The 14,500-nt window shown below is 71.6% G+C and carries 13 protein-coding genes; 5 read left to right on the top strand and 8 right to left on the bottom strand.

Annotated features, from left to right (window positions below; all coding sequences use genetic code 11):
• Nucleotides 1–273 precede the first annotated feature (273 nt).
• From pknB to ACGFN2_RS35075, 3 genes are all read left to right on the top strand, one after another.
• Nucleotides 274–2,244, top strand: a complete 1,971-nt coding sequence (pknB, locus tag ACGFN2_RS35085; RefSeq protein ID WP_362611813.1) for a Stk1 family PASTA domain-containing Ser/Thr kinase — start codon at nucleotides 274–276, stop codon at nucleotides 2,242–2,244.
• A gap of 65 nt (nucleotides 2,245–2,309) precedes the next feature.
• Nucleotides 2,310–3,209, top strand: a complete 900-nt coding sequence (locus tag ACGFN2_RS35080) for a deoxyribonuclease IV (RefSeq protein WP_362611815.1) — start codon at nucleotides 2,310–2,312, stop codon at nucleotides 3,207–3,209.
• A 91-nt stretch (nucleotides 3,210–3,300) separates the two neighbouring features.
• Nucleotides 3,301–3,816 (top strand): DUF4396 domain-containing protein, encoded by a 516-nt coding sequence (locus ACGFN2_RS35075; RefSeq protein ID WP_362611818.1) that lies wholly within the window; start codon nucleotides 3,301–3,303, stop codon nucleotides 3,814–3,816.
• A gap of 25 nt (nucleotides 3,817–3,841) precedes the next feature.
• Here the strand turns inward: ACGFN2_RS35075 and ACGFN2_RS35070 are convergent, their stop codons facing one another.
• On the bottom strand, nucleotides 3,842–4,465 hold the full coding sequence (locus ACGFN2_RS35070; RefSeq protein ID WP_362611821.1) for a sulfite oxidase-like oxidoreductase: 624 nt from the start codon (nucleotides 4,463–4,465) through the stop codon (nucleotides 3,842–3,844).
• Between the two features lie 157 nt (nucleotides 4,466–4,622).
• Here ACGFN2_RS35070 and bfr point away from each other — a divergent pair, with 157 nt between their 5' ends.
• Nucleotides 4,623–5,099: a bacterioferritin gene (gene bfr, locus ACGFN2_RS35065; RefSeq protein ID WP_362611823.1), complete on the top strand. Its 477-nt coding sequence runs from the start codon at nucleotides 4,623–4,625 to the stop codon at nucleotides 5,097–5,099.
• A gap of 71 nt (nucleotides 5,100–5,170) precedes the next feature.
• Here bfr and ACGFN2_RS35060 read toward each other — a convergent pair whose 3' ends face one another.
• Together ACGFN2_RS35060 and ACGFN2_RS35055 are read right to left on the bottom strand one after the other, a co-directional pair.
• Nucleotides 5,171–5,425 (bottom strand): bacterioferritin-associated ferredoxin, encoded by a 255-nt coding sequence (locus ACGFN2_RS35060; RefSeq protein ID WP_393366961.1) that lies wholly within the window; start codon nucleotides 5,423–5,425, stop codon nucleotides 5,171–5,173.
• A gap of 173 nt (nucleotides 5,426–5,598) precedes the next feature.
• The gene (locus ACGFN2_RS35055) at nucleotides 5,599–6,942 is read right to left on the bottom strand and encodes a class II 3-deoxy-7-phosphoheptulonate synthase (RefSeq protein ID WP_362611827.1); all 1,344 of its coding nucleotides are present in this window, start codon (nucleotides 6,940–6,942) and stop codon (nucleotides 5,599–5,601) included.
• A gap of 260 nt (nucleotides 6,943–7,202) precedes the next feature.
• Here ACGFN2_RS35055 and ACGFN2_RS35050 point away from each other — a divergent pair, with 260 nt between their 5' ends.
• Entirely contained in the window at nucleotides 7,203–9,236 is a 2,034-nt protein-coding gene (locus tag ACGFN2_RS35050) for an anthranilate synthase family protein (protein ID WP_393366959.1), read from the top strand.
• Here the strand turns inward: ACGFN2_RS35050 and ACGFN2_RS35045 are convergent.
• The 5 genes from ACGFN2_RS35045 to ACGFN2_RS35025 form a co-directional block, all read right to left on the bottom strand.
• Nucleotides 9,202–10,218, bottom strand: a complete 1,017-nt coding sequence (locus tag ACGFN2_RS35045; protein ID WP_393366957.1) for a 2-hydroxyacid dehydrogenase — start codon at nucleotides 10,216–10,218, stop codon at nucleotides 9,202–9,204. The two genes, ACGFN2_RS35050 and ACGFN2_RS35045, sit on opposite strands and share 35 nt — an antisense overlap.
• Nucleotides 10,219–10,359: 141 nt before the next feature.
• Nucleotides 10,360–11,388 (bottom strand): 6-phosphofructokinase, encoded by a 1,029-nt coding sequence (locus tag ACGFN2_RS35040; protein WP_393366955.1) that lies wholly within the window; start codon nucleotides 11,386–11,388, stop codon nucleotides 10,360–10,362.
• A gap of 202 nt (nucleotides 11,389–11,590) precedes the next feature.
• On the bottom strand, nucleotides 11,591–12,262 hold the full coding sequence (locus ACGFN2_RS35035; protein WP_393366953.1) for a response regulator: 672 nt from the start codon (nucleotides 12,260–12,262) through the stop codon (nucleotides 11,591–11,593).
• 70 nt (nucleotides 12,263–12,332) lie between these two features.
• A complete protein-coding gene (gene macS, locus ACGFN2_RS35030; protein WP_393366951.1) occupies nucleotides 12,333–13,646 on the bottom strand; it encodes a MacS family sensor histidine kinase in 1,314 nt (437 codons plus the stop codon).
• Between the two features lie 55 nt (nucleotides 13,647–13,701).
• The gene (locus tag ACGFN2_RS35025; RefSeq protein WP_362611873.1) at nucleotides 13,702–14,433 is read right to left on the bottom strand and encodes a lysophospholipid acyltransferase family protein; all 732 of its coding nucleotides are present in this window, start codon (nucleotides 14,431–14,433) and stop codon (nucleotides 13,702–13,704) included.
• Between the last annotated feature and the right edge of the window lie 67 nt (nucleotides 14,434–14,500).

Below are 14,500 nucleotides of genomic sequence, written 5' to 3'. Positions count from 1 at the left end.
CCCACCCAGCCGTACTCACTCCTCCCACGGGAGGGGACGGGCCGGAGGGGCAGGGTTTCCGGACGTAAAGCGAAGCAGTCCGGAAACCCTGCCCCTCCGGCCCGTCACCGCACCCGACACCCACCCGCCCGCCGCAGGCGCAACGGCGACAAACCACCACGGCGGGAAAGACAACAACGTGGGCCGAAAGCAAAGCGCAGCCGGAACGGCGGGAAAGCCGACAACGTGGGCCGGGAAGGAAAACGCAGTGAAAGGGCCATACACTCGACTGCCGTGGATACGACCCTTCAGGACCCGCTCGTGGGCCAGCTGCTCGACGGCCGCTACCGCGTCCAGGCGCGCATCGCCGCCGGCGGTATGGCCACGGTGTACCAGGCGACGGACACCCGGCTGGACCGGCTGCTCGCGCTGAAGGTGATGCACCCGACCCTCGCGACGGACGCGGCGTTCGTCGACCGCTTCATCCGTGAGGCGAAGTCGGTCGCGCGGCTGTCGCACCCGAATGTGGTGGGCGTCTTCGACCAGGGCGCGGACGGCACGTACGTCTATCTGGCGATGGAGTACGTCGCCGGCTGCACGCTGCGCGACGTGCTGCGGGAGCGGGGCGCGCTCCAGCCGCGGGCCGCGCTGGACATCCTGGAGCCGATCCTGGCCGCGCTGGGCGCCGCGCACCGCGCGGGGCTGGTGCATCGCGACATGAAGCCGGAGAACGTCCTGATCGGGGACGACGGCCGGGTGAAGGTCGCCGACTTCGGGCTGGTGCGTGCGGTGGACACGCACACCACCGCCTCGACCGGCTCGGTGCTGGGCACCGTCTCGTATCTCGCGCCCGAGCAGATGGAGCACGGCACGGCCGACGCCCGGGTCGATGTCTACGCCTGCGGTGTGGTGCTCTACGAGATGCTGACCGGCGGCAAGCCGCACAACGGCGGCTCCGTGGCGCAGGTCCTCTACCAGCATCTGCACGAGGACGTGCTGCCGCCGTCGGGGCTGGTGCCCGGTCTCGCGCCGCAGCTGGACGAGCTGGTCGCGCTGGCCTGCGCCCGCGATCCGCAGCTGCGCCCGCAGGACGCGGTGGCGCTGCTGTCCCGGGCGCAGGAGGCCCGTGCGCAGCTGACCGACGCCCAGCTGGACGTCGTGCCGCCGCAGGCCCGGGAGGTGCCCGCCGGCGGTCTCGGCGAGGGGTCGGAGCCGACGGACGTGATACCGCGCACCGGGGGCGTGCAGCCGCCGCTGCCGGGGACGGACGGGGCGGAGCTGAACCGCACCAGCCGGCTGGAGGTGCCGCCGTCGGAGCAGACGACCCGGCTGCGTCCGGTGCCGGCACCGGAGGCGCCGGCCCGCGGCGGGCTGCTCCAGCGGCACAAGGTGGCCACGGTCATCGCGGCGGTGCTGCTGCTCCTCGGGGCCGGCACCGGCGTCTGGTACATCAACTACGGCCAGTTCACCGCCGTCCCCGCGGTGCTGGCCATGCCGCAGGCCAAGGCCGAGCGGACGCTGCGCGACGAGGGGCTGGGCGTGAAGGTGGTGCGCGGCTTCAGCTCGAACGTGCAGCGCGGCCATGTGATGAAGACGGACCCGGCCAACGGCAAGCAGATCCGGGGTACGGGCACGGTCACGATCACCGTCTCCCGGGGCCCGGACATCGTCACCGTCCCGGACCTGTCGGGCACCCCGGTCGCCGATGCCAAGCGCAAGCTGCGGGACCGCGGGCTGATCCCCGGCACCGAGAGCCGGACGTTCAGCGACGAGGTCGCCAGGGGCTCGGTGATCGGCACGGACCCGGCCGCGGGCAGCAAGCGGCGGCCCGACACGGCGGTGGCGCTGACCATCAGCCGGGGCGCCGAGGTCGAGATGCCCGGTGTGCTCGGCAGCGAGCGGGCGGACGCCGTGGCGACGCTGCGGGAGGCGGGCCTGAAGGTGCGCTTCGCCGCCGAGCCGGTCCACTCCACCCAGGACAAGGGCACCGTCGCCCGGCAGACTCCGGCCGAGGGCGGGAAGCTGGGCAAGGGCGAGACGGTCACCCTCACGCTCTCCAAGGGCCCGGAGATGGTCCCCGTCCCGGATGTCAGCGGCAAGAACGAAGCGGACGCCAAGAAGCAGCTGACGGATCTCGGCTTCCAGGTCGAGGTGGACAAGCCGTTCTTCTTCCCGAAGGACGAGGTCGAGTCGCAGTCGGTGGAGCCGGGCAGGAAGGCGCCCAAGGGCGGCACGATCACCCTCAAGATGAAGGGCGGGCTGTAGCCCGCTGATGCGACGGGCCGCCGTCCGGGGGACGGCGGCCGTGGCACACCTGGCACCCTGGGAGGGTGAGTACCTCCCCCTCCCCGAAGGGCGCCGAGCAGCGCGCCCGTGCCCGTAATCCGGTCGGCGGCCATGTGCCGGTGGCCGGCGGTCTGGCGAAGACCGGCATTCCGTACGCCCGTGAGATGGGCGACGAGGTCGTCCAGGTCTTCGTGGCCAATCCGCGCGGCTGGGCGACGGCCCCCGGCGATCCCGCCCAGGACGAGGAGTTCCGGGCGGCCTGTGCCCGGTACGGGATTCCGGCGTATGTCCATGCGCCGTATCTGATCAACTTCGGTTCGCACACCGAGGCGACGGTCGAGAAGTCCGTGGCGTCGCTGCGCCACTCGCTGCGCCGCGGCCGGGAGATCGGTGCGCGCGGGGTGGTGGTGCACACCGGTTCGGCGACCGGCGGACGGCCCCGTGCGACGGCGCTGGCGCAGGTCAGGGAGCGGATGCGGCCGCTGCTGGAGGAGCTGACGCACCCAGACGATCCGTGGCTGCTGCTGGAGCCGACGGCCGGGCAGGGCGCGTCGCTGTGTGCGCTGGCCGAGGACCTCGGGCCGTATTTCGACGCGCTGGACCGGCACCCCAGGCTGGGGGTCTGCCTCGACACCTGCCATGCGTTCGCCGCCGGGCACGACATGGCGGCGCCGGGCGGGATGAAGGCGCTGCTGGACGAGCTGGTGGAGGTCACCGGCGAGGGCCGGCTGAAGCTGATCCACGCCAATGACTCCAAGGACGTGGCCGGCGCCCACAAGGACCGGCACGAGAACATCGGTGCGGGTCACCTCGGTGCGGAGCCGTTCGCCGAGCTGTTCGTGCATCCGGCGACGGACGGGGTGCCGCTGGTCGTCGAGACGCCGGGCGGCAAGGAGGGCCATGCCGCGGACGTGGCCCGGCTCAAGGAACTGCGCGCGCCCTGAGTCTGCCGGTACCCCCGCGCGGGAATCCTCCGGGGAGGTACCCGGTTCTTGTGGCCGGGAAGGGACCACTGCCTCGCGTTGGGGGTCTGCCATGGAGCACGTACCGCACGAGCAGCGCACGGCCGCGCCCGACGCCCCGCCCGGGGCCGGCACCCGCGCCGCTCCCGGTCCGGCCGGCTGGGCGCCGGCGGCCAGGGCGACCCTGCACTGCCTGACCGGATGTGCCCTCGGCGAGATCCTGGGCATGGTGATCGGTACGGCGCTGGGCTGGCACAACGTCCCGACGATGGTCCTGGCGATCGTGCTGGCCTTCGTCTTCGGCTACGCCCTCACGCTGCGCGGTGTCCTGGCGGCGGGCGTCGGCTTCGGGGCGGCGCTGCGGGTCGCGCTCGCCGCGGACACGCTCTCCATCGCGGTGATGGAGCTGATCGACAACGGGGTGATCGCGCTCTGGCCGCGTGCCATGGACGCCCAGCTCTCGGACCTGCTGTTCTGGGGCGTGCTGGCGGCGTCGCTGGTGCTCGCCTTCGTGGTGACCACACCGGTCAACAAGTGGATGATCGGCCGCGGCAAGGGGCACGCGGTGGCGCACCGGTACCACCACTGAGCGCGGTTTCGGCACGCCGGTCCGGTCAGAGCTCGGGGCCGTCGCCGGGCTCTTCCTGGTACGAGTAGCGCTGCTCCCGCCACGGGTCGCCCAGGTTGTGGTAGCCGCGTTCCTCCCAGAAGCCGCGGCGGTCGGCCCGCATGTATTCGATGCCGCGGACCCATTTGGGCCCTTTCCAGGCGTACAGATGGGGCACGATCAGCCGGACCGGGAATCCGTGCTCCGCGGTGAGGACCTCACCGGAGCGATGGGTGGCGAAGAGGCACTTCTCCGCGGCGAAATCCTCGATCCGCAGATTGGAACTGAATCCGTACTCGGCCCACACCATGACATGGGTGACGTCGGGTGCCGGCGGCGCCAGGTCCAGGATGGTCCGGGTGTGCACCCCGCCCCATTCGGCTCCCAGCATGCTGAATTTCGTCACGCAATGCATATCCGCGACGACCGTGGTGTACGGCAGCGCCGTGAATTCATCGAGTGACCAGCAGTGCTTCGCGTCGTCGGCGGTGGCGCCGAATGCCCGGAACTCCCAGCGTTCGGCGCGGAACTTCGGCACCGGCCCGTAATGGGTCACCGGCCAGCCCCGCTGGAGCCGCTGCCCCGGAGGCAGCTCAGGAGGCTCCTCTTCGCGGCTTTCCGGCTGACCCATGCCCTCCATGGTGTCAGACCGGAAGGGGTGCCGATGACCAGGGACGGGAGGGATTCGGGCAACTCGCACTAAGCGTGCACTTACTGGACGCCCCGCTCCGCGCGGTGCGAGGATGCGCGGCACCTGCCCAGTTCTCGCGTGGAAGGAGCCCGCAGCCATGCAGGGCGACCCCGAGGTCATTGAATTCCTCAACGAGCAGCTGACCGCCGAGCTGACCGCGATCAACCAGTACTTCCTGCACGCCAAGATGCAGGAGAACTTCGGCTGGACCAAGCTCGCGAAGTACACCCGCTCCGAGTCCTTCGACGAGATGAAGCACGCGGAGATCCTCACGGACCGGATTCTCTTCCTCGACGGTCTGCCGAATTACCAGCGGCTGTTCCATGTGCGGGTCGGCCAGACCGTCACCGAGATGTTCCAGGCCGACCGGCAGATCGAGGTCGAGGCCATCGACCGGCTCAAGCGCGGTATCGAGGTGATGCGCACCAAGGGCGACATCACCTCGGCGAACATCTTCGAGGACATCCTCGCGGACGAGGAGCACCACATCGATTATCTCGACACCCAGCTGGAACTGATCGAGAAGCTCGGGGAGGCGCTCTACCTCGCCCAGGTCATCGAGCAGCCGAGCTGAGCAGGCGGCCGGATGCCCGCCCTCCGCGACGGCCCGTGCGGCACGGGGAGATCACCCGCGCCCCTGGGGGGCTAGGCGGCCTCCGAGAGCACCGCGGGCGCCACGGCACCCGCCTCCGCGCCCAGCGGCTCGGGCGCGCCACTGTCGATGAGTTCGCGGCGGGGGCAGTCCCCCCGGCCGAGCAGCGACTGGATACGGCGTACACAGCCGCCGCAGTCGGTGCCGGCTTTGCAGGCGGAGGCGATCTGGCGGGGCGTGCAGGCGCCCGAGTCCGCGTGGTCGCGGACCTGCTGCTCGGTGATCCCGAAGCAAGAGCAGACGTACACGCGGTTTCACCTCCGGTGGGATGCCCCACCGATCCGGCTGATCTTCAGTGAGGTAACCCTTACCTTACCTGGCCCGGCAGGGGCGGCACAACGCGGTGGGGCGCGGATCACATGATCCGCGCCCCACCTCTGTCGTGGCCCTGACCGTCGGTGCAGGTCAGCCGCCGGCTGTCTTACTGGTCGCGGTACATCTCCGCCACCAGGAACGCCAGGTCGAGCGACTGGCTGCGGTTGAGCCGCGGGTCGCAGGCGGTCTCGTAGCGCTGGTGCAGGTCGTCGACGAAGATCTCGTCGCCGCCGCCCACGCACTCGGTGACGTCGTCACCGGTGAGCTCGACGTGGATGCCGCCCGGGTGCGTGCCGAGGTTCTTGTGGACCTCGAAGAAGCCCTTGACCTCGTCCAGCACGTCGTCGAAGCGCCGGGTCTTGTGACCGGAGGCGGCCTCGAAGGTGTTGCCGTGCATCGGGTCGCAGATCCAGGCGACCTGCGCGCCGGAGGCGGTGACCTTCTCGACCAGCTCGGGGAGCTTGTCGCGGATCTTGTCCGCTCCCATGCGGGTGATGAAGGTCAGCCGGCCCGGCTCCCGCTCCGGGTCGAGGCGCTCGATGAGCGTCAGCGCGTCCTGGGCGGTGGTCGTCGGGCCGAGCTTGACGCCGATGGGGTTGCGCACCCGCGAGGCGAACTCGATGTGCGCACCGTCCAGCTGACGGGTGCGCTCGCCGATCCACAGCATGTGGCCGGAGACGTCGTAGAGGTTGCCGGTGCGCGAGTCGACCCGGGTCAGCGACGACTCGTAGTCGAGGACCAGCGCCTCGTGGGAGGCGTAGAACTCGACGGTGCGGAACTCCTCCGGGTTGACCCCGCAGGCGTTCATGAAGTTCATCGCACGGTCGATCTCGCGCGCCAGGTCCTCGTAGCGCTGCCCGGCGGGCGAGGACTTCACGAAGTCCTGGTTCCAGGCGTGCACCTGCCGCAGGTCGGCGTAGCCGCCCGTGGTGAAGGCGCGCACGAGGTTCAGCGTCGCCGCGGAGGCGTGGTACATCCGCTTCAGCCGCTGCGGGTCCGGGATGCGGGACGCCTCGGTGAACTCGAAGCCGTTGACGGAGTCGCCGCGGTAGGTCGGCAGGGTCACGCCGTCGCGCGTCTCGGTGGGCTTGGAGCGCGGCTTGCTGTACTGGCCGGCGATCCGGCCGACCTTGACCACCGGGACGGACCCGGCGTAGGTCAGGACGGCGCCCATCTGGAGCAGGGTCTTGAGCTTGTTACGGATGTGCTCGGCGGATACGGCGTCGAAGGCCTCCGCGCAGTCGCCGCCCTGAAGCAGGAACGCCTCACCACGGGCGACGGCTCCCAGGCGCTCGCGCAGCTGGTCGCACTCGCCCGCGAAGACGAGCGGCGGATAGGACTCGAGCTCCGCGATCACATCGCGCAGAGCCTCTTGGTCCGGCCATTCAGGCTGCTGCGCCGCGGGCAGGTCTCGCCAGGTGTTGCCACCGGCGTGGGTTTCAGCGTTCACGGTCACAAGCCCCACATTACGGGGTCCCGCGAGGGTGTCCGTCCGGGCATCCGGACTGTGAGACACCCGGCACCCCGACGGTCCGGTAGGGTGCCCCCCATGTGCACGCGACCGGCCATGAACAGGAACTGGTGGTGGACCGCTCATCCGGCGGCCCACTGATTTCGCGCGCACATCCCACACTCCGCGAAGGCCGCCCGAGGGGCGGCCTTCAGCCTTTTCCGGCGGCCGTTCCTCCCCTCCTGGAAGGAACCCCCGCCATGCACCGCGAGCCCCCCGCCCGCACCGACGCCGCCGCGCTCGTCGAGCGGCTGCTCGACCCCGCCTGCCCGCCGTTCGCCCTGCTGCGCCGCCGTACCCCGGGGCGGGAGGCCGCCTCCCCCGCCCCCGGCTCCGCCCGAGCCGGAGATGCCCCGGTCGTCGAGGTGCTGACCGGCGAGGTGACCGAGGTCGAGCGGCTGGCCGACATCCCGCTGGGCGACGGGGTGCCGGAGGCGCCGGTGACCGACGCGCTCGCGCTGATCCCGTTCCGGCAGATCCGCGAGCGCGGCTTCCGGGCGCACGACGACGGCACCCCGCTGGCCGTGCTGCGTCCCCGGGAGACCGCCGAGGTGCCCCTGGACGAGATGCTGGCGGCGCTGCCTTCCCATGACGTGCGGGTGACGGACGGGGCGTTCGACGTGGACGACGACGCCTACGCCGGGATCGTGGAGCGGGTGGTGCGGGACGAGATCGGCACCGGTGAGGGCGCGAACTTCGTCGTCCGCCGCACCTTCGAGGGCGAGATCGCGGGCTTCTCGGCGGCGGACGCGCTGGCGCTGTTCCGGCGGCTGCTGGCCGGTGAGCGCGGCGCGTACTGGACGTATGTGGTGCACCGCCCCGGGGTGCGCACGCTGGTCGGCGCCAGCCCCGAGGTGCATGTGCGGATGACCGGGGGCAGGGGCGGCCCCGGTGAGCCCGGCGACGGTGGGCGGGTGGCCGGGACGGTCGTGATGAATCCGATCAGCGGCACCTACCGCTACCCGGCGGGCGGGCCCACCGCCGCGAGCCTGCTGGCGTTCCTCGACGACCGCAAGGAGGCCGAGGAGCTGTCCATGGTGGTGGACGAGGAGCTGAAGATGATGTGCACCGTCGGCGACAAGGGGGGTGTGGTGATCGGGCCCCGGCTCAAGGAGATGGCGCATCTCGCGCACACCGAGTACGAGCTGCGCGGCCGGTCCACCCTCGATGTCCGCGAGGTCCTCAGGGAGACGATGTTCGCGGCGACGGTCACCGGGTCGCCGGTGCAGAACGCCTGCCGGGTGATCGAGCGGCACGAGCCGGTGGACGCCGACGGCCGGGGGCGCGGCTACTACGCGGGCGCGCTGGCGCTGATCGGGCGGGACGCCGGGGGCGCGCAGACGCTGGACTCGCCGATCCTGATCCGGACCGCCGACATCGACGCCGGAGGACGGCTGCGGGTGCCGGTCGGCGCCACGCTGGTGCGCGCCTCCGACCCGTACGCCGAGGTCGCCGAGACGCATGCGAAGGCCGCGGGGGTGCTCACCGCGCTGGGCGTGCGGGAGGCGCCGGCGCGGCCCGCGGACGGGGGGCGTCCGCCGCGGCTGGCCGACGATCCGCGGGTGCGGGCCGCGCTGGACGCCCGCCGGTCCGGTCTGGCGCCGTTCTGGCTGCGGATGCAGACCACCGCGCCCACCGCCGAGCTGAGCGGGCACGCCCTGGTCGTCGACGCGGAGGACACCTTCACCGCGATGCTGGCGCATCTGCTGCGGACCTCCGGGCTGACCGTCAGCGTGCGCCGCTACGACGAGCCGGGGCTGCGGGCCGCGGCCCGTGCGCACCGGGGGCCGGTCGTGCTGGGCCCGGGGCCGGGCGATCCGTCCGACGCCGCCGACCCGAAGATGCGCTTTCTGCGGTCGCTGACCGCCGAGCTGGTCGCCGGGCACCGCCACGGGGTGCTGGGGGTGTGCCTGGGGCACGAACTCCTCGCCGCGGAGCTGGGGTTGGAGATCGTGCGCAAGGAGGTGCCCTTCCAGGGCGCGCAGGAGCGGATCGAGTTCTTCGGGCGCGAGGAGACGGTCGGCTTCTACAACACCTTCACGGCCCGCTGCGATGACACCACCGCCGCCGAACTCGCCATGCACCGGGTGGAGTTGAGCCGGGACGCGGTCTCCGGTGAGGTGCATGCGCTGCGCGGTCCGGGCTTCGCGGGGGTGCAGTTCCACCCGGAGTCGGTGCTGACCCTGGACGGGGCCTCGGTCACGGCGCAGCTGCTGGCAGCTGTCCTCGTGTGACCAGCATGTTCTCGTTGGTGCGATGGGCCAGGTAGTCCTCGACGTTGGCCACCGTGGCCGCGGTGATCTGACCGACCGCGTCCTCGGTGAAGTACGCCTGGTGCGAGGTGACCAGGACGTTCGCGAAGGTCATCAGGCGGGCGAGGGTGTCGTCGCTGACGATGTCCAGGGACTTGTCGAAGAAGAAGAACGCGGCCTCCTCCTCGTAGACGTCCAGGCCGACGCCGGTGAGCCGGCCGTCCTTGAGCGTCTCGACGAGGGCCGCGGTGTCGACCAGCCCGCCGCGGCTGGTGTTGAGCAGGATCGCGTCGTCCTTCATCGCGGCCAGCGCGGCGGCGTCGACGAGGTGCCGGGTGCCGTCGACCAGCGGGAGGTGCAGGCTGACCAGGTCCGACTCGGCGAACAGCCGCTCCTTGGCGACGTACTTCATGCCGAGGGCGACACAGCGCGGGTTCTCGGCGAGGTCCCAGCCCAGCAGGTTCATGCCGAAGCCGTGGGCGATCTGGGTGAAGGCCTCGCCGATCTTGCCGGTGCCGAGCACCCCGGCCGTCCGCCCGCGCAGGTCGCGGCCCATCAGGCCGTCCAGCCGGAAGTCGAAGTTGCGGGTGCGGTGGGTGGCCGGGACGATCCGCCGGTTGACGGCCAGGGCCAGCGCCCAGGCGAACTCGGCGACGGCGTGGGGTGAGTAGAAGGCGACCCGGCCGATGGTCAGCCCGAGGTCGGCCGCGGCCTCCAGGTCGATGTTGTTGAAGCCCGTGGAGCGCTGGGCGATCATCTTCGTCCCGCCGGCCGCGAGGGTCTGCAGGACGTCGGCGCCCAGGTCGGCGTTGACACTGGAGCTGACGATCTCGTAGCCGCGGGCGATGGGGGCGGTGTCGCGGTTGAGGAAGACGTCCAGGCTGCGGACCTGGTGGCGGCCGGCGAAGGCCTTCTCCAGGAACGGCCGTTCATCCGTCTGCACACCGAAGGCGACGATCTCCACGAGTTCTCCCGGTCTTCGTTCCGGTTCAGGATCTCCCGCCCGTGAGCGAGGGGCCGGATATGTCGCGTATGGCGAATATACGGCCCCTCGCCCGGCGGTGCCGCCCGGAGTGCGGACGGCGGCGGCAGCGGCGCCGCGGGCTCAGCCGAAGAACACCCCGGCCTCGGCGTAGAGCGCCGGATCGACGGTCTTCAGCCTGGCGGTGGCGTCCGCGATCGGCACCCGGACGATGTCCGTACCGCGCAGCGCGACCATCTTCCCGAAGTCGCGGTCGCGCACCGCGTCGATGGCGTGCAGTCCGAAGCGGGTGGCCAGCCAGCGGTCGAAGGCGCTGGGGGTACCGCCGCGCTGGGTATGCCCGAGGACCGTGGTCCGCGCCTCCTTGCCGGTGCGCGACTCGATCTCCTTGGCCAGCCACTCCCCCACCCCGGACAGCCGGACGTGCCCGAAGGAGTCCGTGGAGTCGTCCTTGAGCACCATCTGCCCGTCCTTGGGCATCGCGCCCTCGGCGACGACCACGATCGGGGCGTAGCGGACCTTGAAGCGGGACTCGATCCACCGGCAGACCTGCTCGATGTCGAAGCGCTGCTCCGGGATGAGGATGACGTTCGCGCCGCCGGCCAGGCCGGAGTGCAGCGCGATCCAGCCGGCGTGCCGGCCCATGACCTCGACGACCAGTACCCGCATATGGGACTCGGCGGTGGTGTGCAGCCGGTCGATGGCTTCGGTGGCGACGCCGACGGCGGTGTCGAAGCCGAAGGTGTAGTCCGTGGCCGACAGGTCGTTGTCGATGGTCTTGGGGACACCGACGCAGGGGACGGCGTGCTCGTCGGAGAGCCGGGCGGCGACGCCGAGGGTGTCCTCGCCGCCGATCGCGATCAGCGCCTCGATCTCGTGCTTGGCGAGCGTCTCCCTGATCCGGCGGACGCCGTCGTTCTCCTTGAAGGGGTTGGTACGCGAGGAGCCGAGGACGGTGCCGCCGCGCGGCAGGATGCCGCGCACCGCCGGGATGTCCAGCGGCACGGTGTCCCCCTCCATCGGCCCGCGCCAGCCGTCCCGGAAGCCGACGAACTCGTATCCGTACTCCTGGGTGCCCTTGCGGACGATGCCCCTGATCACCGCGTTCAGACCCGGGCAGTCGCCGCCGCCGGTCAGTACTCCGACCCGCATCGCTGCTTCACCTACATCCCGTCCGTGGCCGCGCACTCGGCCGTGTTCGCTCCGACCCCGGTCACGCTAATGGTGATCTGGGTCACTCAGGGATGGGACAAACGGTGATGTCGGTGATTTATCGGGGAGTTGGGCCGAGGCGTTCACCCGTACGGGCGGACCGCGCCGGTCCGCCCGTACGGCCGGCCGGGGCCCGCGCCGGTCAGCCCTCGTCGAGACCCCGCTCGATCGCGTACCGCACCAGCTCCACGCGGTTGTGCAACTGGAGCTTGCCGAGGGTGTTCTGGACGTGGTTCTGGACCGTGCGGTGCGAGATGACCAGGCGTTCGGCGATCTGCTTGTACGAGAGTCCCTTGGCGACCAGCCGCAGCACCTCGGTCTCCCGGTCCGTCAGCTGCGGGGCGCCCGGCTCGTCCGGCGTCGCGGGGGCCGGCTCGGTCGCCAGCCGGCGGTACTCACCGAGCACCAGACCCGCCAGGCCCGGAGTGAACACCGCGTCACCGGCGGCCGTCCGCCGCACCGCGTCCAGCAGTTCCTCCGTGCTGGCCGACTTCAGCAGATAGCCGGTGGCGCCGGACTTGACCGCCTCCAGGACATCGGCGTGCTCCCCGCTGGCGGAGAGCACCAGCACCCGCAGCGCGGGATTGGCGCCGACCAGTTCCTGGCACACCCGGACGCCGGGCAGCCCCGGCAGATTGAGGTCCAGGACGAGGACGTCGGGCGAGGCGGCCTGCGCCCTGCGCACCGCCTGGAGACCGTCGCCGGCCGTCGCCACCACGTCGAACCCGGCCTCGGCCAGGTCCCGCGCGACCGCGTCCCGCCACATCGGGTGGTCGTCGACCACCATGACCTTCAGGGCCGTCTGCTCACTCATGCCGGCACCCCGCCCCGCGCGGTGCGGACCCGCTCCGTGCTGCGCACACTCACTCTCTCGCCTTCCCCCGTCATCCGCCCTCGGGCGCCGTGCCCTTGGGAACCGTCAACTCCACTTCCGTGCCCTGGCCGGGAACCGAGACCCACGCCGCGGTGCCGCCCAGGTCCCGCAGCCGGCCGCGGATGGACAGCGCCACGCCCAGCCGGCCCTCGCGCTCGGCGTCCGCGAGCCGGCCCTCGGGGATGCCGGGGCCGTCGTCGCGGACCGTCACGATCACCGCATGCGGTTCGTCCTCCACCAGAATCCATGCACGGGCCCCGTCTCCCGCGTGCACCCGGACATTGTCCAACGCGGCACTGACAGCGGCCGCCAGCTCGGCCGCCGCGGCGGCCGGCAGCCCGACCGGTGCGCCGGGCTCGGAGAACGTCACCCCGGCACCCGCGAACGGCGCGAGCAACGCCCGTACGTCGCACGGCCCGTCCTCGTCCGGCTCCGGCGCCGGTACGGCCACGGCGGCCGGTGCCGCCACCGCGTCGTCCGCGGCGCCGGCACCAGCCGGGTGCGGCACGGTCTGCTCCGCGCCGCCCGGCCGGACTCCGCGCGGCGGTACCAGCCCGCCGGAGACCAGGGTCCGCAGCGCGACCTCCTGCTCCCCAGCCATCCGGCCCAGCTCGGCCGCCTCGCCGCCGATCGCGGCACCGCGCCGCTGCACCATGGCCAGGACCTGGAGCACGCTGTCGTGGATGTCACGGGCCAGCCGCTCCCGCTCCCGGGTGGCGGCCTCTATCTGCAGCGCACGGGCGAGGGTGCGCTCACTGGCCCGCGCCACCTCGACGACATAGCCGATGGCGACGCTGGCTACCCACACCAGCACCACGTTGTGCACGGTGTCGCGGGCCAGCTCCTGGCGCTCGACGAGGTTGGCCACCGCCACGGCGCTGGACGCCACCGCGGCCCAGCGCCAGCCGCCCTTGATCGCGAAGCCCAGCACGGCGCCCGCCGTCCAGATGGAGGGCAGCGTCGGCGCGCCGTCCATGATGCGGGCCTGGGTGTCGATCAGCGGCGTGAGCAGGATGCCGCCGACCGCGAAGCCGAGGTCGGCGAGGAGGAAGTGCCGGGTGCAGCGCTCGGCGGACGTCGTCCGGCGCCAGGTGAAGACCATCCACAGGGTGAGCGCGCCCATGTAGGCGGCGGCGCCCAGCGGTCGCGCGTACTGCTGGTACGAGAGCGCGACCAGGCACAGGACGTAGCCGAGGGTCAGAATCCGGTAGCCGGTGAGCGCGCGCCACAGCGGCAGCTCGACGGACATCCGCACCACCTTCGGCGGCTTGCTCCGGTGCCTGGCGGCCAGGCCGCGCACGGTCCGTATGTCCGTATCCGTCATTGCCGGCCTCCACCCCTCGCCGGGCGCCCCCGCGCCCGGCCTCGGCCCTGCCCGTCTATTCGGCGGCCGCCTTCTTGGCCTGCTCCGCCTCGCTCTGCTGCTTCGCCTCGGCCTTCGCCGCGTCGGCCAGCTGCCGCTTGGCCGCGGTCGCGTAGATGTCCACGTACTCCTGGCCGGACAGCTTCATGATCTCGTACATGACCTCGTCGGTGACCGACCGCAGGATGAAGCGGTCGCCCTCCATGCCCTGATAGCGGGTGAAGTCCAGCGGCTTGCCGATACGGATGCCCGGCCGGATCATCTTCGGCACGATCTTGCCCGGAGGCTGCACCTTCTCGGTGTCGATCATCGCCACGGGAATGACCGGCGCCCCGGTGGCCAGCGCCACCCGGGCCAGTCCGCCCGGCTTGCCGCGGTAGAGCCGGCCGTCCGGGGAGCGGGTGCCCTCCGGGTAGATGCCGAACAGCTCACCGCGCTCCAGCACCTCGATGCCGCTCCTGATCGCCGCCTCGCCCGCGCCGCGGGCTCCCGAGCGGTCGACCGGCAGCTGGCCCACGCCCTTGAAGAACGCGGCCGTCAGCTTGCCCTTCACCCCCGGCGAGGTGAAGTACTCGGACTTGGCGATGAAGGTGACCTTGCGGTCGAGTACCGCGGGCAGGAAGAAGGAGTCCGAGAAGGACAGGTGGTTGCTCGCGAGGATCGCCGGACCCTCGGCGGGGATGTTCTCGATGCCTTCCACCCAGGGCCTGAAGGCAAGCTTCAGCGACCCGCCGAGGGAAAACTTCATTGCGCCGTAGATCAACCGACTGCCTCCTGTGTGTGACGCAAAGACCTTAACCTGCCCCGGCGGCGCA

It is taken from the genome of Streptomyces sp. NPDC048612, from assembly GCF_043199295.1.
In the GTDB taxonomy this organism is placed as follows: Bacteria; Actinomycetota; Actinomycetes; order Streptomycetales; family Streptomycetaceae; genus Streptomyces.
The sequence above is the reverse complement of the archived record's forward strand: the minus strand, read 5'-3'. Positions and strand labels throughout refer to the sequence as shown.